Annotated in this window: 14 protein-coding genes; 8 read left to right on the top strand and 6 right to left on the bottom strand. The window is 50.2% G+C overall.

The features are described 5' to 3' along the window. Positions 1–70 precede the first annotated feature (70 nt). Together R8377_RS03065 and R8377_RS03060 are read left to right on the top strand one after the other, a co-directional pair. Complete coding sequence (locus R8377_RS03065) at positions 71–889, top strand: aldo/keto reductase (protein WP_317643512.1); 819 nt, start codon at positions 71–73, stop codon at positions 887–889. Between the two features lie 163 nt (positions 890–1,052). Beyond that, positions 1,053–1,745, top strand: coding sequence for a dihydrofolate reductase family protein (locus R8377_RS03060; protein ID WP_317643510.1), 693 nt, complete (start codon positions 1,053–1,055; stop codon positions 1,743–1,745). Positions 1,746–1,869: 124 nt separating this feature from the next. On the opposite strand, the gene R8377_RS03055 is transcribed toward R8377_RS03060, so the two are convergent. Beyond that, complete coding sequence (locus tag R8377_RS03055; protein ID WP_317643509.1) at positions 1,870–4,452, bottom strand: ABC transporter permease; 2,583 nt, start codon at positions 4,450–4,452, stop codon at positions 1,870–1,872. A gap of 69 nt (positions 4,453–4,521) precedes the next feature. Continuing rightward, on the bottom strand, positions 4,522–5,223 hold the full coding sequence (locus R8377_RS03050; RefSeq protein WP_317643508.1) for an ABC transporter ATP-binding protein: 702 nt from the start codon (positions 5,221–5,223) through the stop codon (positions 4,522–4,524). Between the two features lie 217 nt (positions 5,224–5,440). Between R8377_RS03050 and R8377_RS03045 the strand changes: the two genes are divergently transcribed. Continuing rightward, complete coding sequence (locus R8377_RS03045) at positions 5,441–6,007, top strand: TetR/AcrR family transcriptional regulator (protein ID WP_317643507.1); 567 nt, start codon at positions 5,441–5,443, stop codon at positions 6,005–6,007. A gap of 127 nt (positions 6,008–6,134) precedes the next feature. On the opposite strand, the gene R8377_RS03040 is transcribed toward R8377_RS03045, so the two are convergent. Together R8377_RS03040 and R8377_RS03035 are read right to left on the bottom strand one after the other, a co-directional pair. Then, positions 6,135–7,646: a DUF2130 domain-containing protein gene (locus tag R8377_RS03040; RefSeq protein ID WP_317643506.1), complete on the bottom strand. Its 1,512-nt coding sequence runs from the start codon at positions 7,644–7,646 to the stop codon at positions 6,135–6,137. A 15-nt stretch (positions 7,647–7,661) separates the two neighbouring features. Next, positions 7,662–9,983, bottom strand: a complete 2,322-nt coding sequence (locus tag R8377_RS03035; RefSeq protein WP_317643505.1) for an AAA family ATPase — start codon at positions 9,981–9,983, stop codon at positions 7,662–7,664. A gap of 297 nt (positions 9,984–10,280) precedes the next feature. On the opposite strand from R8377_RS03035, the gene R8377_RS03030 reads away from it, so the two are divergent. Beyond that, positions 10,281–11,198, top strand: a complete 918-nt coding sequence (locus R8377_RS03030) for an alpha/beta fold hydrolase (RefSeq protein ID WP_317643504.1) — start codon at positions 10,281–10,283, stop codon at positions 11,196–11,198. A gap of 95 nt (positions 11,199–11,293) precedes the next feature. Further along, entirely contained in the window at positions 11,294–12,214 is a 921-nt protein-coding gene (locus tag R8377_RS03025; RefSeq protein ID WP_317643502.1) for an alpha/beta fold hydrolase, read from the top strand. Positions 12,215–12,336: 122 nt separating this feature from the next. Here R8377_RS03025 and R8377_RS03020 read toward each other — a convergent pair whose 3' ends face one another. Further along, the gene (locus R8377_RS03020) at positions 12,337–13,551 is read right to left on the bottom strand and encodes a 3'-5' exonuclease (RefSeq protein WP_317643501.1); all 1,215 of its coding nucleotides are present in this window, start codon (positions 13,549–13,551) and stop codon (positions 12,337–12,339) included. 398 nt (positions 13,552–13,949) lie between these two features. Here R8377_RS03020 and R8377_RS03015 point away from each other — a divergent pair, with 398 nt between their 5' ends. Continuing rightward, the gene (locus tag R8377_RS03015) at positions 13,950–17,258 is read left to right on the top strand and encodes an RCC1 domain-containing protein (RefSeq protein WP_486598974.1); all 3,309 of its coding nucleotides are present in this window, start codon (positions 13,950–13,952) and stop codon (positions 17,256–17,258) included. A gap of 35 nt (positions 17,259–17,293) precedes the next feature. Here R8377_RS03015 and R8377_RS03010 read toward each other — a convergent pair whose 3' ends face one another. Further along, on the bottom strand, positions 17,294–17,653 hold the full coding sequence (locus R8377_RS03010; protein WP_317643499.1) for a DUF1304 domain-containing protein: 360 nt from the start codon (positions 17,651–17,653) through the stop codon (positions 17,294–17,296). Positions 17,654–18,024: 371 nt separating this feature from the next. Here R8377_RS03010 and R8377_RS03005 point away from each other — a divergent pair, with 371 nt between their 5' ends. Then, positions 18,025–21,309 (top strand): RCC1 domain-containing protein, encoded by a 3,285-nt coding sequence (locus R8377_RS03005; RefSeq protein WP_317643498.1) that lies wholly within the window; start codon positions 18,025–18,027, stop codon positions 21,307–21,309. A 490-nt stretch (positions 21,310–21,799) separates the two neighbouring features. Further along, entirely contained in the window at positions 21,800–24,946 is a 3,147-nt protein-coding gene (locus tag R8377_RS03000) for an RCC1 domain-containing protein (RefSeq protein WP_331669495.1), read from the top strand. The last annotated feature ends 70 nt before the right edge of the window (positions 24,947–25,016 follow it).

Raw genomic sequence — 25,016 nt, 5'->3', positions numbered from 1 at the left:
TAGGCTCTATCCTATAGGGTTCACATCATCCGTTCGAATCAACAGCTTTGTTCGGAAAGAAAGGAAGATTGTGGACACCATAGCTCTTGCAGAGCATATCGCCATACCAAACGTAGGATTCGGCACCTACCAAATAGCGCCTGAAGCAACGAAATCGGCAGTTAGCCAAGCCATTGCTCTTGGCTACAGGAGTATCGATACAGCTCAGGCCTATCACAATGAAAAGGAAGTCGGCCAAGCAGTAATAGATAGTGGTATCGACCGTACAGACCTATTCATCACTTCAAAAACTATGACGGAAGGATACGAGAAGACACTGGCGAGTATCGATGAGTCACTGGCCAAGTCGGGCCTTGATTATTTCGATCTCATGCTCATTCATTGGCCCAACCGAGACAATCTCGCTACATATCGCGCCCTCGAAGATGCACACAAGGCAGGTAAGCTTCGGTCCATTGGAGTCAGCAACTTTAATAGCGATCAGCTTAGGCAATTATGCCAACAGGCATCTGTACTTCCTGCGATTGACCAAATTGAGACAACAGTCTACTGGCAGCAGAAAAAGATGCATCCATTCTTGAAAAGTACCGGCATCGTCCATGAATCCTGGTCTCCCCTAGCTCGCGGAACTGATACTTTCAGCAACGAACCAGTTTTGCACGAAATTAGCAGCGGCCATGGGAAAACAATGGCCCAAGTTGTCTTGCGGTTTCTGACTCAAGAAGGCATCGTCGTCATACCGCGATCAAGCAACCCGCAGCACCTGGCTCAAAATCTAGACATCTTCGATTTTGAACTAACAGCAGAGGAGATAGTTCAGATTCGTGAGCTCGACCGCTCGCAGCCCATTAACGGCTGGCCAAACTCGATGATGCAGGAACGCTATTAAGCCCATAAAGCAACAATCTCGGTTAAAGGCCAAGACAAGCATAGTCAGGCGTAATCACTCCAGAAGCAAGACCCAGCTTAAGGTCAGATTTTAACCTACACAATACAGATTATAACCGTAATCACATTTGCATCTATAACATCACATTATAAAGGAAACAATAATGGAACGCGCACAAGTAACCATTCATATGTTGGTTTCTATCGACGGCAAAATCGACGGACCTTATGAACGCCAGCCAGATACCAAAGAAACAGATGCCTTCTACAACGATGAACTCTTCCAGTTGGGAAGTGCCAACGCCAATGGCGCCACAACAATCGCCACTTATAACGCCAAAGGCACCCTAGATTTATCGGAATTTAGCTCAGATGGCATCGAATATTGCGATTGGACACCAAACATTCAATCAGATACCTGGCAAGTTAGTTTAGACCGCAATGGACGCATGGGTTGGGAGGTGAATTACAACGAATATGGCGGCAAGCACAATCGAGTAATAGAAGTGCTTACTAAGAAAGCTCCCAAAGAATACCTTGCTTTTTTGCAGTCGATGGAAATTCCCTACCTCATTTGCGGAGACGAGGATCTTGACCTCAATCTGGTTCTCACCAAGTTACGATCATCATTCAATATTGACAGGCTAGTTCTCAGCGGAGGCTCTATCATCAATGGAGCCTTCCTCAAAGCACGACTGGTCGACGAAATCTCACTAGTAGTGCTCCCCTACGTCAGCGGGAATACCGAAGCTAAAACCAGCTTTGACACCATGGGTGAGTTTATCGACGACCACTTCTCAATCTCATCAGTCAAACAACTCGATGACGGCGGACTATCCCTGCTCTTCAAAAAGTAATCCAGACGCCTTGGATCTGCCGCTCCCCCCAGTCTGAGGAGCGGCAATTGTCTATGTGACGAACAGAAAATGATCGGAGGCTCCGACCTCTTGCCCCAATGCCCGACAGTAGCAGCACACAGATTCACTCCGGGCTCTTCAAAGACTCAACCATGTCGATGCGATCCAAACTGCGGTTGGTAATGAGCATAACTGCGAGCGCAAAAGCCAAAGCCAGCACTGCGACAGATATCCAACTCAACAAGCTCGTACGCACTTCAAGGTGGATGCCCGGCATCTTCATCATGCCCACCATGGGATAGGTCAGAGCCCACCCCGCCGGAAGTCCAAGCGCAATACCAAAGAGCGTTAGCACCAGCGTTTCCTTGTTCACATACGAATGCACCTCGCCGCGCCTGAACCCAAGCACTTTGATAGTTGCCAGTTCGCGCTCGCGCTCCGAAATATTAGTAGTCGAAAGCGTAAACAACACCACAAAGCACAAGAGCGCCGCCATCACAATAAGAAGCCCCACCACATCGTTAACCGTGGCATAGTTCGAAGCAAAATCTTCTCTCAGCTGCTGATTGCTCACCACTGACAGGTAGTGTTCATCTTGTTCTAGCGCATTGGCGGCCGCTATCTTCGCTTGAGCGTTCCCTTTAAGTTTCAGGAGCATGGCATTGGGCGCGAAATGCTCAGCCTGAAAAGCGGCTGTATAAGCAGATTCGCTCATGTAGAGACTGTTGCCCGTATAATTCTCCGTAATCGCCGCAACAGTGAGGCCGTGCCCAAAGCGCGCGCTATCTTCAGCCCAAGCTCGCGTATCAGGACCAAGCCCCAGAAGTTTCGCTGCGTTCACAGTCAGCACCCCGCCCGAGTCCGGCAGTTTCAGCTGTGCTTTCGTCTGAGCGTTTTGCAAGCGTATGTATCCTTCGAGAGATTGCCCATCGGGTAAGACGATCAGTTGTAAAGCCACCTGTTCCACGCCATTCCTTGCGGAAGCATTGCCTTCGCTCCCCTTGTGCTGATTGTTGGTCGACCGCTCAGCGCTCACGTTCATAGCTTGTACGAAGACAGGTTTAAACTCTTTCACATCCGGATTGTCCGCAAGCTCGCGCGCTGCCTGCTCCTCATGCTCAGGACTGGTAACAGCTATCGCATCGTAAGAATACACTTGCCCGTATTGCTGATCTGGAAGACTCAACATGGTGTCTCGCAGCGTGAAAGAAACCATCATTAAAGCAGTACAACCGAAGACGCCGAAAATACTCATAAAAGCGCGAGACTTATAACGGAAGAGATTACGGGCCGTAACCTTGTTCAGGAAGGACATGCGACCCCAGATAAAGCCTACCTTCTGCAATGCAATAGAGGTACCACCTTTCGGCGATTGCGGCCGCATGAGGGCAGCAGGGCCAACCTTGAGCTCGCCCATGCAGGTGTACCAAGCAGTTCCCACTATGGAAGCAATGAAAATACCGAGGCCTATAACTATCAGGATCCAGTTGACTTTCAGGCTATAGCTTGGAATGAGATACATGTTCTTCAGCAAGGGAAAAGCCAAGCTCGGCAAGGCGAAAGACCCCAAGAGCGCACCAATAGCAGAGCCCAGCAGACTTGAGAGCCCCGCGAACGCAAGGTATTTGAGCAGAATCTCGCGTTTGGTGTAACCCAAAGCCTTGTAAGTGCCCAGCAACTGTCGGTCTTCCTCTACCATGCGCCGAATCGATGTTAAAGAGATAAGCACGGCTACCAGCAGGAAAAGCAGAGGGAAGGTGATGCCGAACAGCTTGAGGAAGCTGACTTGAGTGTCTATCTGATTGTAGCTTTGCAAAAGACTACGGTCTCTAACAATCCACCGGGTCTGCTCGTTGCTGCTAGAGCTAGATGCATGACTCGACTTGGCTTCGCTGCCTTGCGATGGTTTGGTTTGTCCTATTGCCGCTTTGGTCTCGGATACCAGACTCTTGTAGTCTTGCCCGTAAGCGAGCACATCGCTAGCATGTGCCAATGTGAGATAAGCAGAGCTGTATGCGCCCTCTCTAATGCAAGCCGAGGGCTGTACGAAGAAGGAATAGTCGGCCTGAGTGGATGTGGAGCCGGTCGCGAAGTCAGGGTTGTACATATTCTTAGCATCGTTGACTTGAGCAACGATAGTGTAGGACTTGTCTTTGAACAGCATGGGGCTTTGCCCGTCGCTCGGCTGTGTAATGAGTTCAGAGAGCTTCACACTGTCGCCCAAATGCTTGCCTGAGTCTTTGAGATAGAGCTCGTTGACTGCGATTTGACTATCATCGTGCGGCATGACACCGGCAACGCGGAAGGGCTGGTTGATGCCTTGAGAGTTGAGAGTGCTAATAGAGAGGCGTTTCCTGCTGCCCGCCAGTTTGGCGTTGAAGTCCTGCGCAACAACTCCTGCGATATTGCCCACACCGCGCACCCGGCTCAAGTGGTCAATATCGCTTTGGTTGAGACCTCTTGCCGCTGTTACTGATAAGTCGTATAAGCCCTGTCGTTTGAAGTAGGAGTCGGCGCTCTCAGCCACGTCATCAGCTAGGGATGTGAGCCCAAGAAACATGGTGACTCCCAGCGCGCAGATAATGAAAATGGACAGAAAACGCTTCCAACCCCTACCAACGGCACGCAAGGCGTCTGCCCACAGGGCCGCTTTACACTGCCGGCGCTCAATTGAGGGAGTTCGTTTCGTGATGATTGCTGTATTCATGCTAGTACTTCCAGATGTTGTGCGGCTGGGTTTAAGGTGCTCCGTGCGTAGGGAGCGATAAAGATTGGGTTACCATTCAATCTGCGCAACTGGCTGTGGATGCGCATTCTCTGTGATTTCAGTGACTTGACCTGAGCGAAAACGAATCAGCCTATCTGCCATTGGTGAAATAGCGGAGTTATGCGTGATAACCAGCACGGTTATACCTCTGGTGCGGCAGGTCTCTTGTAGCAGGGAGAGGATTTGCTTGCCGGTCTGATAATCCAAAGCACCGGTAGGCTCGTCGCATAAGAGCAGATCAGGATTCTTGGCCAGAGCGCGGGCTATAGCCACTCGCTGCTGTTCGCCACCGGAAAGTTGTGAGGGGAAGTTACTCAACCGCTCCCCTAACCCTACGTCTACGAGCGTTTGGCGGGGGTCCAGGGCATGCTCGGACACCTGGCTGGCGAGTTCCACGTTTTCGAGAGCCGTCAAATTGGGAACTAGATTGTAGTACTGAAAAACGAAGCCGGTGCCCGTTCTGCGATAATCGGTTAACTGCTTATCAGTGGCTTCAGTGATGTTTCGCCCGTTGACCAAAACCGTGCCCTCACTGGCGCGATCCATACCGCCCAAAATGTTGAGGGCCGTCGATTTGCCTGCCCCGGAAGCTCCCAACACCACAGCTAACTGGCCTTGTTCGACGGAGAACGAAGCAGCATCGAGAGCATGAATGACGCTCTCACCGCTGCCGTACGTTTTGGTCACTGCTTGAAAATCGATATATGCCATGTTGAACTCGCCTGCCTTAGTCTTGAGCCGCCGTATCACTCGACAGCATGTCGTCTAAAGATGTAGACTATAGGACAAGCGCGGGGTCATCAATCAGCAATGCGAGCGCATTTGTCGAGTTATGAACGGCTCAGAGCTCTCGGGGAGTTGTTCCGCGTAACGCAGCAAAAGAGTAGCTGGCGCTCAGCACAATAAGTTCAAGCAAAAAGAGGGCATCATGGTCACCAAGCAGCCGGAAGTTACCGAGCGAACTCGCCAGCGCATGGAAGATGCCTTCTGGCAACTCTACGAGAAAGAACCCATTGAGAAAATCACCATCAAGCAGGTAACCGACCTAGCAGGATACAACCGGGCCACCTTCTACCTCTACTATCAGAACCTATACGACCTACGCGGCCAGATAGAAGACTCCCTTTTGGAAGAACGCGAGCACTTCGTCGACGCCCACTTTACCGACCAAACCCCGCTCGAAACCCTACGAAACGAAACCAAAGCCTTCCTAACCCACACCCAGGCCGACGCCAAGTATTTCAAAGTTCTCCTCGGCCCCCACGGCGACCCCGCCTTCGTCTCCCGAATGAACGATTTCGCCAAAGACACCATCCGCCTCTACCTAGCCAGCACCCCCACCGGCCAATCCCTCTCCCCCACCCACCTAGACTACCTAACCGAGTTCTACGCCGCCGGCAAGCTAGGCATAGTGCGGAAGTGGCTGGATGCTCCAAACCAATTGCCAATCGACAACCTTGTTGACTTACTAGTTCGCATATTGACAGCTTTATAACTATGATATTTCGGCTTCACTTATTCAGAAGTCAACTAATAAAACGATAGGGGTAGTCAGACTTATCACTGACAACCCCTATTCACGAATTTCGTCTGATTCGATAGCTTTCGACTCAGCAATACTCTTATTCTTTTGTTATTTCGGCAAATTTGGCCTTCATAGTTTCATTGTTGCGGGTAAGGCTGCGAATACTTACATCTTGAGCCTTATTGTTAGCCAAACGCAACTGGTTTTGCGATCCAAGCAGAGCGTCCTTGATTTTGTTTAAATGAGAAATTGATTTGTCTATTTCATCTACCGCATTTTGGAACTTTTTTGAGGCAATTTCATAGTTGCGCCCGAATGCATCTTTGAAACTGTCGAGTTCTTCTTCGAAATGAGTTATATCAATATTTTGGGCTTTGACCTCTTCAAGTTCAGCTTTATATTGAAGTGAGTTCTTAGCCGCATCTCTCAGGAGAGTAATGATTGGAATGAAAAATTGCGGTCGGATAACATACATTTTGGGATAGCGATAAGAGACGTCTACGATACCTTCGTTATACAACTCATTATCAGGTTCAAGCAGCGAAACTAAAATTGCATATTCGCATTGCTTTTCATTCCTATCTTTGTCAAGCTCCTTAAAGAAGTCCTCGTTCTTATGCTTAGTCGAAGTCGTATCGCTCTCGTTCTTCATCTCAAACATGATAGAAACTATTTCAGTACCCGAATCGTCCTTATCCCTGAAGATGAAGTCACCCTTGCTGCCTGTTCTGGCATCATTGTCTTTCTCAAAATAAGCGTTTGCAAAAGCAGTAGAGCGTAATTTGTTAAACTCTACTTGACAATGTTGCTCGAGCGTTTCACCGACCATTTTTGTAGATAGTTTCGCCTTGAGATCGCGTAAACGTTCGATTTGCTCGTCACGATCCTTGAGCTGGATTTCGTAGCGGTCCTTGAGAGACTTAGATTCCACTTCACCTTTAAGTTTTTCTGTCTCGAGGTTGCTCTTAAGCTTAGCTATCTCCGCCTCTTTATCAGAGGTTATCTTCTGAATCTCAGCTTTAAGTTGTTCTTTTGACAGTTTTTCGTCTGCTTCTTTTTCGAGCTGTATTTTTTCAAGACTACTCTTGAACTGATCACGCTCTTTTTCCACCGAGCTAAGAGCTTCGACCAACTCGTGCTTTTTCTCAAGCTCAATAGAATCTAACTGATTCTTGAGCTTGGCTATCTCGGCATCCTTCTCAGAAGAAGCTTTCTGCAAATCACTCTTAGAGTTGGCTTCCGCTAATTCAAGGGCCCTTTTCTGTTCCAATTTAGCTTTTTCAAGCGCAGCATTCAGGTCGTCTTTCTCCTTCTCAACCTTACGTAACGCCTCAGAAACCGCCAAGTCTTTGGCAGACTGCTCAGATTCAAGTTTTGCCTGCAAATCCTGAATCTGAGCATCTTTTGCACTCTGAGCTTTCTGCAATTCCTGCTCAGCTTTCGCTTCAGCCAGCTCCAGCGCCTTTTGACTCTCCCGCTCAGCCTGCTCAAGCCGCTCATGAACCTGCTTATCAAAGTCCTCATCCCGAACCTGCTTCAAGATATCAGCATACCCAGCCTCATCAATCTTAAAAGCCTTCTTACAATTCGGACAACTAATCTCGTGCATAGTATTCACCATTTTTCACTTGGAAAAAGTAAGTAAGCCATCGCCAGAGAATAATCCACCTTTTTCAAGTAATTGGTTACCTCCACTTGCATTTATCATCGCATTAAAATGGTTGGCTTGCCCTCTATCTGTAAAGTATAACTGGAAGAGCGCAAGAAACCTCTTGATGCTACCTATGTCTATTGTTTGAGAAATATCATCAGCGATTGTATGAGACCCTGCATTAGACCAAATACCGAACATTTCAATTATTCTTTGCTCTGATATCGACATTTCTTCATGCGACACTATTTTCTCCTCCTCCCCAAGGAAAGAGAAGTACCCTTCAACAATCCGACGTACAATGTTTGTAACTCCAATTCGCAGAGGCTCCGATTCGTCCTCAGCTAATGCTGCTGCAACTACCGACTCCCAAAGCATCTGATACGTATTCCGAATCTGTGAAACATTCTCATCGTCTTTGCACACCGTATATCCATCGACAGATTTATAAAGTCTATAGTAATGACGTTTCTCAACTTTTGGAGTTCCAGAACAATAAGCTGCCTCTTTATGGAATTGAACGTTATGGGTAAGGACGATTAGCTGCTTAATATTCCCCTTACCTGATATGGCTTCTAATGCGGCTGACCGAATGTAACTTGAAACCATGAAGAGAACATCACTGTCTAAACTCGAAATTGGATCATCTATAACAGCTGCCACATCTTCGGGAGTTTCGTTAGGATTGAAGCTCCCTTTCAAGGATTCCCAATAATATGCAAAACAGATAAAGGATTTTTCGCCTTCAGAAAGTGTTGATATAGCGATATCATTATTATCTCGAACAATCTTGTATCCACCTGCTGCTTGATGATCTTCTGCAAGATGGAAACGATCAAATCCAGAAACCTTTAAAAGATTATTAATCCGATCCGCTACTTCCGTGGTATTAGAAATTGAAGATTGTAGTTTTTCACGTTTTCCTAGCCATTCCTTTTCTTTTGATTCACTCTGTCTTATTGTTTCTCGTGCTTCTTCTATTCGCTGCTCTAACTGTTCTCTATTTACTTCATATTGTTTCATAGTGACATTCACTGTGGAATCACTCAAAAACAAAGACCAGCCATCATCGACTATTTGGCTCTTTGCCGAAGCCGCATTGTCTACCAATAAATTATGTCTTTTAATATCAATATTTGCATCATCAATCAAATCGTTGATGTTCAAAATCAGTTCAGAAACATCTTTTATTTCAATTGCCTTAGTGGGATGATTCAACTTCTCCTGCAAATCGGCCGATAGTTGGTCCAATATTTGATTAGTATCTCGAATTAATTTTTCAAACTGCTCTGAATCGATTTCTAGATCTCTTTTAATACTTTCGCTCAAGTGCGTAAGTTGGATTCTTAATGATCCCATTGTATTGTTCACCCGATCTTTTGTTTCGCTTATTTTCTCAGATAACGAAGCGAAATTGTCTGCAAAAAATCGGGACAATTCTTCAGACAAATCATTTGCTTCCTGCTGGCAAAATGGACACACCCCGTTTGTTTGTTCAACATATAAACGACCTGCATAGACCCAGTCAGCATTATTCAATTGTTCGATTAATGCTGCAAACCCCTCCTTACTCGTAATCTCATAATTTGTTTCAATTATTTCCCGATCATCAGCAGAGAGCACCTGTTTAATCGAAATGTTAGAAAGTTCACAACGTTTTCCATCAGCAGACAAACGACGAAGTTTATCATTTAATAAATCCCACGTAATCCCGTCAACACAGAATTCTTTCTTGTTACACTCTTTATAACGTCGACTAACCTCTTCAAAAAAACGATTTTTACTGTTTCTAAACCCTTTAAATATTACCGAAACAACAGACTGAGGTATTACCTTATGCTGTTCAAAAACAGTATCGGTTGCGTAGTTTTTTAACTCCTTCAATTGCCCGACAAAACTAGATGATTCACTATCGCCATACGCGTCTTCGCCAATATCTTTAAGTAACTTTTCGCGATTAATTTTTTCTTCATTAATCGTGTTGGTAAGACCATCAATTTCCTCATTGACCTTTTGAGATTCTTTACCCAATGTGAAAATACCATTGATGCGCTCCTGCATCACCTGTTGTTTGTATGCTTCATTAAAGACACGTATTGCTAAGGTGGTCGGTGCCGTTCCCCAACGTCTACGTTTCTCAGTCTCTTTGGGCTGCTCTGCCAAAGCATTTGAAATAGTCGTTTTTCCGGAACCATTAGGAGCAAAAACAAAATTAACTTTCCCAAGGTTATCAAGCATAAGTGGATTATTACCGAAACAAAATGGCGCAGAAATCTGTATTTTATTAATATTCATCACTCTTCCTTCCAAGGAGACTCCGTTGGCTGGTTACACATTACCGGCATACTTTGATTTAGTCCTATTCGCTATTCAGAAGACACTCTCTAAAAAGTTAGCAAGGAAACTCGCAAATACCATATTTTGGGCACCCCACTACCCTTATGATTATGCGCCGCCATGCTAGCGAAAACTACACGTTCCTTCCTTGCTTATCAGAAAGAATTATAAAAGATATAAGCCGGGGGGGGGGCAGTATGATGGGTAGATTCTTATAAGAGATTACAAGTTTATGTGCCAAATACAAGGATTATCATGAATCGGATTGAGGCTGCTTGCATTAATGGCGTCGACCAGCGGTATTGCGTTCTTGGGGATAAGCCGGAGAATCCTGTTCTTCTGTATTTGCATGGCGGGCCTGGGGATTCTTGCCTTCCGTTGGTTGAGAAATTTAATGCTTCTCTTGCTCAGCATTTTAATCTTGTGGTTTGGGATCAGCGAGGCGCTGGACTCTCCTATTATCCATTTACTGCGAGCAACCACCCCACTATCGATACCTACCTCGAAGATATTCACGAGCTGACGCTGCAATTACTTGATCGCTTTCACCAAGACAAAATCTACCTTATTGGCCATTCTTGGGGCAGTGTATTAGGGGTCAAATTCATCCAAGCGCATCCCGAATTAGTACACCATTACATAGGCTGCGGGCAGGTGGTCAGCATGAAAGCCGTTACCGCAGAACAAATTGCCTTCGTTCGCACCCGTACGAAAGACGCCAAGACTCTGACTTTCCTTGACAACTATGACGATGCAATCGCCGGACAGGACTGGGTTAAAACACTGCTTAAACTAAACAAACTCGTAATAAAACACGGCGGTTCCCTTTACGGTCGTTCCAACATGAACAACCTTATCTGGCCTTTTCTCACCTGCCACCGCTACTCTGTCAAAGAACTTTTGAACCGCCAGAAGGGCTCCATGCAGTCCGTTACCTACCTTTGGCACGAGCTAATGGAAACCGATTTCACCAACATCCACCGCTTCGATATACCAGTCACCTTCTGCGAAGGCAGGCGAGATTACCACGTCTCTTCCTCCGTTGCTCACGACTGGTACGAAACCATCGACAGCCCCAGAAACTGGCACTGGTTCGAACACTCCGGCCACTTCCCTCAGTGGGAGGAACCCGACCGGTTCCACGACATCATCTTGCAAGAAATCGCTCAATAACCGGTGGCGTACACCAGAGCTGCCTGTTGGATAATAGTTTGTCACTAGCCCTAGCAGCGCTTATCTAGCACTCAACTCATAAGTGTTCTAAACTTATGAGAATGCACCTAAATTATGAGAGCGAAGCTGTGAAAGGTCTGTCCTTCGAGGGCCACACTCGGTTTGTTCAGGTGAACAATAAACGGTTGAACGTTGCAGTGTTTGGAGACGCGAGAGACTCGGCTCCAAAATTGGTGTTCTTGTCTGGTGCGGGGACTGCTTCTCCTCTTTATGATTTTAAGGCTTTGATTGAGGAGTTGGGAGACCGGTTTTGCTCGATTGTGTTGGAGAAGTCGGGGTATGGGTTTAGCGACGGGTCTCGGGATTCTCGCGATATTGACACTATGTTAGGCGAGACTCGGGCGGCGCTCGCGGCGGCGGGAGTGGACGGGCCTTATGTGCTGCTGCCCCATTCTATGTCTGGGCTCGAAGCGCTCTATTGGGCCAAGCGCTACCCTAGCGAAGTGGAGGCCATCATCGGTTTGGATATGGCCATGCCTGAAGCATACGAAACGCGTAATCTGGTACCTCCGGCGGCTGCTACCGCTCTGCTTGGAGCTCTGTGCCGACTGGGTCTGCCACGCTTGCTGCCAGCCCTGACCGCGGATCAATCCCCCGCCATCAAAGCTGGGCACTTAACCAACGCTGAGAAGAAAACCTACCGGGCGCTCTTCTATAAGAATTTCATGGGCTCAGACATCCGGTGCGAGATTAACACAGTAACCGCCAATGCCAAAACGGTCGCAGCCGCCGGACTACCCAACGTTAAAATGCTGCAACTCGTCTCTAACGGGCACGGCACCGGGTTTAGCAAGCAAGAATGGCACCACCTGCAAGAGTCCTTCCAACACCAGCAAGGCAACTCGCAAATACAGTATTTTGAAGCACCCCACTACCTTCATGATTACGTACCGAAAGCTATATCGACAGCTATCATTTCTTTTCTATCCCAATTAGAGAGAGAACAATTACGGTAGGAAACCAGAATACGGTCTTACAGTCTTTCCGACTGTTATACCTCGTTTATCATCTACACCTAGATAACCAAAGACTTATACAACCAGCGTTCGAATACTACATGCCCGATCTGATTCCCCTTCTAACTCTGTTCTACCATGTATGACAGTAAGTCAATTTCCTCATGCGCAGGCGGCAGCTCGACCCTCATGCGATACCTACCGCTTTTATTGTCTTGCCGAATATGCGCCTGAGTTACTCCGCCTTCTTCTGGTACGTGCAAAAAGTATCGAGAGGCTTGCAGCTGCGTTAAGAAACCAGCATATTCTCCGTCCGCCCACACTTCAATTGTGGGCAAACCCGCATCTTTTCCGTTCGGCGTGTATCCTCGCGTAACCACTACCCACAGCCAAGTTCCCTTGCCATAGCGCGCAAATAACTCTTGGTAGTCTCCTCGTCGACTTACATCCACACCGCCACAATCCCTAACGTCTGCAATTAACCTACCTTCGGGCTGGTAATTGCGAGGCTCACAATCATGACTGTTTATATAGTCTGCCCTGGCTCTTCGCTGGTAGCTATCCTCGCTTTTACGCGGTCGTCGCTTACGAGACTTTTTGGGTCTGAGCGCATTACTTTCAATATAAGTACGCAACCATTCGAAGCATTGATATGTTTGAATAGCATCAGATAAGGCCCGGTGTTCTTCAACTTCTGCTATGCCAAAACGCTGAATGAGATCCACTAACCGGTGGTGCCGCTCTTCGGGGAATTGGGTACGACTCAGGTGAAGAGTGTCGTAATACACTGGCTTGGGCGCATTAAGCTTGATACGTTCTGATTCGGCAGCAAAAAAGCCTAGATCAAACTTTATGTTGTGTCCAACTACCGGGTCGTTTCCAAGCCAATCGTAAAAGTCAGGCAACACGGTTGAGATTGCTGGTTGCCCATCTAACATCTCATCCGTAATACCTGTTAAATCAGTAATATGCGGTCCAAGACTGAGCCCAGGATTAATTAAGGCCGAGAATCGGTCTGTAATTTGTCTATTCCGAATCCTGACAGCACCTATTTCAATAATGCGGTCTGTGGCCGAAGACAAACCCGTAGTCTCTGTGTCTAGCGCAACATAGTCGTCCGGCAGATATAGCTTGTGTTGTTCGGCAGCAGAAGTTTTCGCGCTCTTACGACTTGGTCCATTGCTTTTCGCTTTTCTCTTCGTAAAGCGAGCAACTATACGAACCAAAATGAAACAGGCTATAGCCAACACGATAGCAAGGCCAGGAGAAGCTATAAACAAGCCGATACCAACTACTACAGCTATAGCTTTTAGCCATCCACCTTTGCGCTTTTTCATATATGCCAGACTACTGAACTGAAAGGACTGGTCTACGCATTATTAGATAGCTGCAACCCAACCATACAGAGAAGGATCGGTTTGTACCTATTTTAGACGCATACTATATCTCCAATCAATACGAACGAAGAGTATGGAATTAAGCAGTTATATACGGTCATGATTGCAAAAACTGGCAGGAAATATACCAGCGAATAGGGAAACTGAGACTTGAGTGAGGCCTTGCATTCGGAATTATTGGGGCACGATGGTAAGATGACTTGAAGTAAGCAGAGCTTGGGCGCAGCTGTATCGGTTGGGGAATCGGGGCGCGGCTGGTAGCTCCAATCACAGTTTTTCGAGATTTTCACGGGCTGACTGACACTTGTATTGTGTATGGGCCTGTTTTTGGAGGGGTTATGCGACACCATCGCACCGCGAGCGCTATTGCAGCGCTCCTGTCCTTAACTATCCTGGGGGGGGGGTACGCTAGTTTAGCGCGTCCTCAGCTTGCTCACGCAGACGACACAAACCAAGATTTTTCCCTCTCACCCACCGAAGGCCCAACTGAAGGCGGCAATGAAGTCGCTGTAAAACCACCCTTTCAAAGCACTTTGAGGTTTACCAAAATCAGCGCCGGTAGCACTCACACAGTTGCTATTACTGAAGATGGTACTACTTGGGCTTGGGGCGGCAATGATCCTACCTTGCTTGGTAGCGGCCGAGCTCTTACTTCTTCGTCTCTACCGGTAAAGGTCAAGACTCCAACTGGTGTGAAATTTACCAATGTTAGCGCGGGCTGGTATCACACGCTCGCGATAGGGAGTGACAATAAAATATATTCGTGGGGAGTTAATCTTTTTGGTGAGCTCGGAACTTCCTCATCTTCGAGTGCTACCCCGCTGCCGGTAAGAATATCTGCACCGGCGGGTGCCCGTTTCGTCAGTGTCTGCGCTAGCGGATACAACCGATATTCTCTGGCTCTCGATAGTAATGGTAATGCTTACGCTTGGGGTCGTAATAGCGAAGGTCAACTCGGTTTAGGAGACACTACTAACCGCAGTGTTCCAACCAAGATAAATGCTCCGATTGCTTTTAAGAGCATTAGTGCCGGAGGAAGTCATTCTCTTGCTATAGGCACGGATGGATACACCTATGCTTGGGGTTACAACAACTATGGGCAGCTGGGAGACGGAGGCACAACTCGGAGTTTAACCCCTAGACGCATTAACTTCGGCATGCAATTCACTAATGTCCAAGCAGGAGGGCAAAACGATCGCGGAATAGTGGGAGGCGTGTATCTAGAGGGTTATTCATTAGCCCTCGATGCTCAGGGCAATTTGTATGCCTGGGGTCACAATGGATATGGACAGCTTGGAACCGGCACTAAGACTAACAGATACTCCCCCACAAGAATCAGCACACCGGTACCATTGACTGCAATCACTGCTGGCGCCTATCATTCCTTAGCTGTTGGCAGTAACGGCAGGGTCTATGCTTGGGGTTGGAATAGCAGCACTAATAACCGTTATACAAGTGTCGGACTCATAGGCGACGGCAGTACCGTGGACCGTCTTTCCCCGACGATTGTTTCCACTCCTGCTGGTGTGCAATTTTCTGGTGTCAGCGCTGGATGGCTACAGTCGAAAGCTCTATCGAGCGACGGCAAAGTGTACTCTTGGGGCCCCAACCAATATGGGCAGTTGGGAGACGGAACCAAGACCGGGCGTACTCGCCCAATTCAAGTAGCTAACCCTACCATCGCAATAACCAAAGTCTACTTCGATGGCCGCCTTGGTAGCAATCTTCGACATGACGCTGGCAGAGACTTGTGGCTGGTAACGGCTCCCGCTCACTCAGCTGGCACGGTTAATGTTCTTGTCTACTGGACTCTCGACGGCGTTTCACAAACCACAGCGAGGCTTACCTACACTTATTTGAGCGCGCTTACGGTTAGTTTCGACATGGGTGGGGCACCCGGAGCCGCTCCACCGAGCCAGTCAATTCCACGTAACGGTAAGGCGAAGTATCCCACCACCAACCCAACTTGGGAAGGACACTGGTTCGACGGATGGTTTACCAGCAACGGGAAAGCCTGGGACTTCGACACTCCCATAAGCGCAGATATGACTCTGACCGCTCGATGGGAGGCGTATCGATTCACCATGAACCCTGACCAAGTGTTAACCTCTGGCAGTCCCACAACAATCACACCTCCGACGGCACCCACCGGAATTCGATTCATGCAGGTGAGCGCAGGAGACAGGCACACGCTGGCAATCGGATCGGACGGCAACACCTACGCCTGGGGCGCTAACTCAGCCGGCCAGTTAGGCACGCGGACGAACGACGGAGGCACGGCCAACGCTCCCGAACGCGTACTCGCGCCAGCGGGCGTACGCTTCACCCAGGTCAGCGCCGGAGGCAGCCACAGCCTAGCCATAGACAGCAGCGGACACGCCTGGGCCTGGGGCTGGAACTACTACGGACAGGTGGGCGCAGCCAGCAGTGCAAACCAGCCCGTCCCCGTAGATCTCAGCGCTACCGGACGACTGCCCACCAACATCGTCCAGGTCAGCGCAGGAGGCTGGCACAGCCTAGCCATAGACTCTAGCGGGCACGTGTGGGTCTGCGGACTCAACCAAGACAGCCAGCTGGGAATCACCGCCAACGCGGGCAACTACATGCCCAATAAGACGCCCACCGACCTGAGCGCTACCGGCCGCCTGCCCGCTAACATCAGCCAAGTCAGCGCCGGCAGCAAACACAGCCTAGCCATCGACAGCAGCAAACACGTCTGGGCTTGGGGAGCCAACGACTCAGCACAGCTGGGACTGCCATACGGAAGCAGCGGCGCCGCACCCACCGACCTGAACGCCGCCAGCAGACTCATCGTAGGCATCAGCCAGGTCAGCGCCGGAAAGGACCACACCCTCGCCCTCGACGTCAACGGGCACGTCTGGAGCTGGGGATACAACCGATACGGCCAGCTCGGGCACACCACCAACTCCGGCATCGTATTGAACGTGTACACGCTCACCGACCTGAGCGCCGCTGGACGGCTGCCCGCAAATATCAGCGCCATCGGCACAGGAGAATACCACAGCATCGCTCTCGACAGCTCTGGCCACGCCTGGATCTGGGGCTCCAACCAGAGAGGACAGCTGGGTGTCACTGCCAACAATGGCAGCCCGAATGACAACCCAACCCCCACCGACCTCAACGCCACCGGACGGCTAACCAACACGATCGGCTACATCAGCGCCGGCGGCAAACACAGCTCCGTCATCGATAGCGACTACAAAATTCTGGTATGGGGCGATAACAACTACGGGCAGCAAGCTGACGGAACCATTAGCAACATAACCAACCCCACACCCAGACAACCCAACCCACAAGAATTAATCGTCACTGGCGTCAAGTTCGACCAAACCGAACTCAGCACACCACCTACCTGGGACTCCACCAACCAAGTATGGAAACTCACCAGCCCAGCCCACACCAGCGGAAAAGTAACCACCAACATCCACTGGACCCTAGGAGGAACAGAACAAACAGACTACCCCCTCCCCTACAGATACCAATGGCTTCTCCCCACAGCCGGAGCAATCCCCCTCCACCGCTTTACAGGCGGAGGACTCCTCCTCCTCACCGGACTCTGCTCAACCATATACGCCGGCCACCAGTTGGCTCGCCGGCGTAAAGCTCAGCATCGCGCACGAATCTAAAGGAATGTGCAGTAGCTTAATATTTGCTCTACCTTTTAATATGCGATGAGTAATACGAGGAGTGATAATGCTGCTGGTAGGCCTTGTATGAGTATGATTTTCTTAGATGCGGTCAAGCTTCCGTAAATCGCTACGACGAAGATGAATGCCATTTCAAAAATGAGCGAGAGCATTCGATTCTGCCCGCCAAGAAACAGTATGGTAACTAAAATGAGTATGCCGAAAGCACCGTTGTAGATGCCTTGATTAGCTAGCAATGTTTTCGTCTGCGGCTGATGAAGGAATCGTTCGTCTAAGTCAAAAGCCTGAGCTTGAAGCTTTCTGGATCCGAACATCTCAATAATCATAATCGCAACCGCTTCACAAGCCACCAAAACCGGCAACACATATATCATCACAGCACAGCTTCCATCGCGCATCCATTGTGTACAATAGCCAGCCTAACACTTATCTCTACACTCAAAGCTGAACCCGGTATATCATCGCATTTAACCATATTCTCCAGCTCTGACTAGCTCAATCGAAAGCAGGAAACAGCGTTGCATTTATAACTTGAGCGCGGAAACAATGGCACTTAGCTTGTAGCTTGCTATACTGGTGTAATACTTACAAACAATAGAAGGGTTGTTGTAGCCGTTGGGGAATCGGATACAACTCTAGAAACACTAGTGTGACAATTCTACAGTTGTTGTCACACTAAAGGGGAAACACATGCGCCGCATTCGTATTGCTAGCACCATCATTTTAGCGCTAGCTCTAACTGTCCTTGGGGGGGGGGGCTACTCAACTAGCCCAAACCGCACACGCTGACCCCGCGTCACCCCACTTCCGCGTCAAACCACGCAAAGCCTCACCTTCAGGCGGCAGCGACCTCACCATCACCCCATTCACTTTGGCAGGTGTCACCTTCATCGATATGGACTCCAAGTACTACCACAGCTTGGCCATCGACTCAAAACACAACGTCTACTCATGGGGAGACAACACCTACGGCGAACTCGGCGACGGCACAACCACCAGCCGACTCAAACCAGTACCCATCACCTTCCCCACAAGCGCCAACATCGTTAAAGTATCAACCGGATACTACCCACACTCCCTAGCCCTCGACGACCAAGGCAACCTCTACACCTGGGGCCGCAACGACAAAGGCCAACTCGGCCTAGGCGACACCACCAACAGAAACACCCCCACAAAAGTAACCCCACCCGCAGGCGTCAACAAATTCATCACCGCAACCGCAGCAGGAGACTACTGCCTAGCCATAGGAGATGACGGCAAAGCCTACAGCTGGGGCAACAATAACAACAGCGACGAGCTCGAGCACCAAGGCGGAGGCCAGCTCGGCGTGGGAGACACCACAGCCAGAACCCGGCCCACAGCAGTCGTCGGCATACCGGCAACCGTGAAAATCACCAGCATCAGCGCCCTATACATGACATCCACCGCCCTAGGCAACAACGGCGTCATCTACACCTGGGGCAACAATGTTCACGGGCAGCTTGCGAACGGTAACCGATACAACAGCGCCACTGCACTGCCCGTCAACCCACCCGCAGGCCAACGCTGGACATCAATCTCCACCGGCGGTAATTTCTCTACCGCCATTGCCAGTAATGGTTCAACGTACGCTTGGGGAGCTTCACAATGGGGCACTTTTGGAGACGGCTCGGGCAGCAACAATACGCCCTTTGGTGACATGCTCTCCCCTATAGTTATTTCTCGTCGAATGCCTGCGGGTGTGAGTATTGAAAGTATGGCTCAAGGAGGCTGGCACGCCATCGCTATTGGCAGCGATAAGAAAACCTACAGCTGGGGCCAAAATGCTTGGGGAGGTTTAGGACTTGCTGGAGCAGTAGTTGGCTTTCAATCATGGAGCAATGCTCCCTACCCTGTTTCCGTGCCCCAAGGTATTACCTTCATAAAAGTGTTTTCCGGGTACTGGAATTCCTATGCAATCGGCAACGATGGGAACCTATACGGATGGGGACAAAATCAATATGGGCAATTAGGCGACGGCACCGTGGTTGCATACCGGGATGCGCCTGTGCGAGTCGGAGGCGCTATCAGCATTGATAAAGTCACTGTCGGTACAACCACAGCCACCGGAACTTCCAACCCTACAACCTATGCGTGGTCGGGTAAAGTTCCGGCTGGTACTCCGGGTACGACGGTTGATATTAAAGTGGATTGGAGTCTGGTCGGACTCGGTGCTCAACCCAGTGAAACCTACCAGCTCTACTACCTCGACCTTTACACCGTACAGTTCAAGCTAGGTGGAGCGCCCGGCACTGCCCCGCCCGACCAGCAAGTCGAGGAAGACAGTGGGAAGCTGTTGGACTGGCCCACTACCCCAGCCTGGGAGCATCACTGGTTCACTGGATGGTACACCGATACGGGCGAGCCGTGGGATTTTTCTCAACCAGTTACTTCGAGTATGACTTTGACTGCGGGTTGGGAAAAGTATGCGTTTAAGCTTTACCCAGCTCACAGTCCTTCCCAGGGCGGCGTGAGCTTATCAGTGTCTGCTCCAGTCGCGCCGCACACTATCACCTATTCATCACTGTCCGCGGGCCAGGATTACACGCTAGCGATCGGCTCTGATGGCAACGCATACTCGTGGGGCTCCAACCAACACGGCAGGCTCGGCTCGGGTAGCGCAGACAGGCAAGCCCATCCTTCGCCTTCACGCGTGCACCTACCCGATACGGTACGCGTCTTACAAGTAGCAGCCGGTAGTTCACACGCACTCGCTTTAGGCAGCGACCACCACGTCTACGCATGGGGAGCAAATGCTCAAGGACAAGTAGGAGACGGTACTAGTACAGACCAGAACACTCCCATCGACCTAACCAACACCGCTCGCCTACCCTCTACCATTATGCAATTGGCAGCCGGTGATGATTATTCACTAGCGCTTACTCGTGATGGCCACCTCTACACATGGGGATCCAACCAATACGGCACTCTCGCCACTACCATTAACGCTGGCACCACTAATCCTAATAGCCTGCCCACTGATGTGAGCGCTGCTGGTAGTTTACCTACCACGATTCGTTCTATCAGTGCTGGCAGCCACCACGCCCTAGCCGTCAGTAACGAACATCACACCTATTCGTGGGGAGCTAACGAGTATGGTCAGCTCGGTACCAGTACCAGTCTCGGCACTGATACCGCGCAACCCAGTCCTGTTGACCTCACTACCGTAGGAGCCTTACCCGCTACCATTACACAGGTTACGGCTGGTAGCACTCACTCACTAGCCCTGAGCCAAGACCAGCACACGTACTCATGGGGCGATAACCAGCACGGCCAGTTAGGAGACGGTACCACCACCAGTCGCAGCACACCCACGGATATCAGCGCAGCCGGTTTTCTCCCCTCTAGCATTAGCCAACTCGCAGCAGGAGAGCACACTTCCATAGCGCTCAGCACGAGCGGACACGTACACACTTGGGGAATCAATACTAGCGGCCAACTCGGCAACAACAATACGAACGTGTCACAAGCCACCAGACCACTCGACATCACCACCATCAACGCTTTACCAGCCATGACCCATATCACAGCCGGGCGCAACCACACAAGCGCGATCACCAACAGCAGGCAAGTTTACAGTTGGGGAGCCAACACAGCAGGCCAACTCGGACAAGGCAGCAGCGACACCAATCAGCACAGCCAGCCCACACAAGCCCAGGCCACACAAGCTCTCACTGTCACAGCGCTCACCATAGGCACCACAAACACACCAGACACACCCCATTGGGACACCGCCAGTAACACTTGGCAAGCCACCAGCCCAGCCGGTAATCCGGGCCAAACCACCAGCACCATCCACTGGAAGCTAGGAACCTATGACCAACCCAACTACCTACACCCCTTCACCTACCACTACACACTACCCAGCGCCGGAACAATACCACTCCAACGCATCAGCGGCAGCCTCGCCCTCACACTCACACTCAGCGCCAGCCTCGCCTTTACAGCAAACATGATCCATCGCAGGAAGAGAGACAACAAAGCCCACATACTCGCAAACCAGCAGCATTAAAAGCGGCTTGCCCCCCGTCACCACCCCGAGGCAATGAAGCCTCCTATAACTAGACAACTGAGCTATTTCCCCCGTTACATCCAGCTCAGTTGTCTAGATTATTTTGACCACTGTGCCCAGCAATCTTATGTATAAGTAAGCAAAACCTAACTGTGCTTGCTATACTGGTGGAATATTTGTTGAAAAATATAGTCTTGGTGTATCTGGTTGGGGAATCTCTTTACACGCTGCAAGGCTTAATGAAAGGCGCTCACAGCGCTGTTCCACACAAGAGGTACTCGCATGCGCAGACTCCGCACCGCCAACGCTATAGCAGCGGTCCTAGCTCTGATAATCCTTGGGGGGGGGGGCTACCCAATTTGTTCAGCCCGCCAGCGCTGACCCGCTCAGCAGTAGGCGCGGCTCTTCGCGAGCGCCCGGATCAGAAACTGTAGACGGTGTAACTCTTTCCCCCACGCATGGGCCCGAAACAGGCAATAACAAAGCTTATGTGACAAAGCCGCCTGCCAACAGCCGTTTTGTGCAAATTGAAATGGGGCACTATCACGGACTTGCACTTGGTGTTGATGGCGGTATATACAGCTGGGGTATGAACAGTGATGGCGCCTTAGGCAACGGCGATACAGCTGACCAATGGAAACCGGTACGAGTGAAGACACCGACTGGTGTGCGTTTTACTCAGATCAGTACGGATCGGAAGTTTTCCTTAGCTCTAGCAGACAACGGACAGGTTTATTCGTGGGGTTACAACGAAGTGGGCCAGTTAGGTAACGGCGACACCAGCGGTGCGACCAATCCCCTACCAGCACCTATCAGCCGAGGAGAAATCCCGGCCGATGTTAAAATCATACAGATTTCTGCAGGAGAGAATCACTCTATAGCTTTGGGCTCTAACCACAAAATGTATGCTTGGGGCGTTAATTTTTACGGACAATTGGGCAACGATCCGCCCGTCCTCACTCAAGAGTTTTCACCAGTAGAAGTTCACTTGGGCGCGATACCTGCCACTGTAGAGATAACGCAGGTCAGCGCTGGCAACGGTTATTCCCTCGCTATCGGCTCAGACCATAGGACCTACGCTTGGGGAGTCAATGGCGCCGGACAGCTGGGCAATGGCACGATAGCACCCAACGGCAACTGGACCGGCCCTTATCAGACAACACCACAGCCTATCCATCAAGGAGACATACCGGCCGGCGTCTATCTGACGGAAGTCAGTGCTGGCGATGGTTTCATCCTGGCCATAGGCTCAGATCACTTGGCTTACTCGTGGGGTTGGAATATAGATGGACAACTCGGCAACGGTGACAACAACCCTTCGGGCCGTGTGAATCAAGCTCTCCCCGGTCGAGTAGTAGGCTTGGGCCCTGTCCTTCAAGTGAGCGCCGGTTACGGACTAGGACTGGCCATCGGTACAGACCATAAAGCCTACTCGTGGGGTGATGGCAGGCAGGGTCAATTGGGTCGAAGCTCAACTCCGATGGGAACCACCGCCAACCCCGGCCAAGTCTGGACCATTTCAGATGTGTCGTATGTGAGTGCCGGTAAAGATACAGCGATTAGCTTGAGCACCAGCGAAGATAACTTCGACAGCTGGGGCACTAACTTTCACGGAAATTTGGCCACGGCAGCTCCTAATCCTACACAATGCTCGCCGGTGAGAGCAATCCCTATTACCGTGCTCATAACTGGTGTGAGTTTCGATAACACACCTGTCCTTTCACACACCACGGACGCTGCAGACAACTGGCAAGTGGTTGTTCCTCCACATGCCCCGGGTAAAGTAGATGTCAAAGTGTACTGGAGTAATGGCAATGCCAACCAGCTGCCTATCGTTCTTCACTATGAGTATCTCAGCATCTTTTCTGTGCAATTCAACAATGGCGGGGCTCCGGGATCTGCGCCTATTGCGCAATCGGTTACCTCTGGTGATCCGATAGCTTGGCCTGAAACTCCTACTTGGGATAAACACTGGTTTATTGGCTGGTTTACCGATGCAGGCCAGCCTTGGGATTTTGCAGACGGAGTGTCTAGCAATATGACCTTAACTGCCCGTTGGGAAGCCTATGATTTCTCTTTAATCCCTAGCAGTGGCCCCTCTTCGGGTGGAGCTTCTATTGACATCAAAACTCCTGCCCCGCCTCAAAGCATCACTTACGCTGACCTTGCTGCGGGAAAACAATCCACGCTTGCAATTGGCTCAGATGGAAATCTCTACGCTTGGGGCAGCAACGAACATGGCGCCCTCGGTATTGACGAAGCAGATACTTTCGCCTCCGGACAGCCTCACCGCGTCCACCTACCGGAAGGAGTCAAAATCCTTCAAGTTAGCAATGGCAATCAACACGCTTTGGCAATTGGCTCGGATCATCATGTGTATGCTTGGGGGGCGAATAACGCAGGCCAACTAGGCAATGGAAATACTGCAGACAGTAAGATTCCTGTTGACTTAACTGCAAGCAATAAACTCCCCAACAACGTGATAGAGGTACTCGCAGGTAACCAATATTCCTTAGCTTTGACCCAAGACGGGCACACATGGGCTTGGGGAAGCAATGCTTCAGGTAGCCTCACTATTGCAAGCAACGCGGGCTCTAACACGCCGAATCCGAATCCGGTAGACATCACGGCTGCCGGTCGCCTACCTGAAACTGTTGTGGGTCTAGGCTCCGGCTACGACCACGCTCTTGCTGTAACGAGCAATAACCACGTGCTTTCTTGGGGAACCAACGCGCAAGGGCAACTCGCTACAAGCACGAATCTAGGCAATAGCAACGCTCAGCCCATACCAGTAGACATAACCGACCAAGGCGCACTCCCCCAAGGAAAAATCATCCAAGTCAGCGCCGGAAACCAGCACAGCCTCGCCTTAACGAATGATGGGCACGTCTACGCTTGGGGGTCAAATACTCGCGGTCAGCTCGGCGACCCGACGCAAGCTGGAGGACCACAGCCAGTAGATTTGACTGCCAAAAGTCTCCTCCCCAACACAGTTGTCCAAATTCAAGCCAGCAACCAGTACTCCGTCGCGCTTACTAGTAACCAGCACACCTACACTTGGGGCGCAAACGGCGACGGCACACTAGGTAACGCTAACCTAACCGATACCAACCAACCCAATGACATTACCACTGCAGGGCAATTCGCTGATGTACGAACATTGAGCAGCGGCTTCGACCATGTTGCTGCTACGACAACTAATGCAGAAACGTACACTTGGGGCGCGAATGATTCAGGACAGCTGGGGCGAGGCAACTTGGACAGTAGTAAGCACTCTCAACCAGCAGCAGTCACTACTCAGCAAGTGTTAACTGTTATCGGCCTCACTATGGGTTCAACTAGAGTACCAATTGACCCCATTTGGAATAGCTCACGAAATGTTTGGTCAACTACTAGCGTTCCCAACCCGCCGGGTCCAGTCGATAGTGCCGTCCACTGGACCTTAGGAAGCTACGAACAGCCCGATTACATCTTGCCATATACATACCACTACACGCTGCCCAGTGCAGGTTCTATACCTCTTCAGCGTATGAGCGCAGGCTTAGTGTTCACGCTCGTTGCCAGCATGAGCCTTGCTTACGCATCCACCAAACTTCGTCAATCGAAGAAACAGCTTCACAGGAACAAGGACTCATAGTCAAAATACTGCGGCTTTAGCATGCGTGGCGGGCAACTCGTATGAGCACAACGCTAAGCAGAGCCATATA

Origin of the sequence: Bombiscardovia apis, from assembly GCF_033095945.1 — a bacterium.
GTDB lineage: Bacteria > Actinomycetota > Actinomycetes > Actinomycetales > Bifidobacteriaceae > Bombiscardovia > Bombiscardovia apis.
The sequence above is the reverse complement of the archived record's forward strand: the minus strand, read 5'-3'. Positions and strand labels throughout refer to the sequence as shown.

What these genes read in the sequence shown, in the direction of transcription:
- R8377_RS03060 (WP_317643510.1), top strand. Translation starts at nt 1,053, where the DNA reads ATGGAACGCGCACAAGTAACCATTCATATGTTGGTTTCTATCGACGGC.
- R8377_RS03055 (WP_317643509.1), bottom strand. Translation starts at nt 4,452, where the DNA reads ATGAATACAGCAATCATCACGAAACGAACTCCCTCAATTGAGCGCCGG.
- R8377_RS03050 (WP_317643508.1), bottom strand. Translation starts at nt 5,223, where the DNA reads ATGGCATATATCGATTTTCAAGCAGTGACCAAAACGTACGGCAGCGGT.
- R8377_RS03045 (WP_317643507.1), top strand. Translation starts at nt 5,441, where the DNA reads ATGGTCACCAAGCAGCCGGAAGTTACCGAGCGAACTCGCCAGCGCATG.
- R8377_RS03040 (WP_317643506.1), bottom strand. Translation starts at nt 7,646, where the DNA reads ATGCACGAGATTAGTTGTCCGAATTGTAAGAAGGCTTTTAAGATTGAT.
- R8377_RS03035 (WP_317643505.1), bottom strand. Translation starts at nt 9,983, where the DNA reads ATGAATATTAATAAAATACAGATTTCTGCGCCATTTTGTTTCGGTAAT.
- R8377_RS03030 (WP_317643504.1), top strand. Translation starts at nt 10,281, where the DNA reads ATGAATCGGATTGAGGCTGCTTGCATTAATGGCGTCGACCAGCGGTAT.
- R8377_RS03025 (WP_317643502.1), top strand. Translation starts at nt 11,294, where the DNA reads ATGAGAATGCACCTAAATTATGAGAGCGAAGCTGTGAAAGGTCTGTCC.
- R8377_RS03020 (WP_317643501.1), bottom strand. Translation starts at nt 13,551, where the DNA reads ATGAAAAAGCGCAAAGGTGGATGGCTAAAAGCTATAGCTGTAGTAGTT.
- R8377_RS03015 (WP_486598974.1), top strand. Translation starts at nt 13,950, where the DNA reads ATGCGACACCATCGCACCGCGAGCGCTATTGCAGCGCTCCTGTCCTTA.
- R8377_RS03010 (WP_317643499.1), bottom strand. Translation starts at nt 17,653, where the DNA reads ATGATATATGTGTTGCCGGTTTTGGTGGCTTGTGAAGCGGTTGCGATT.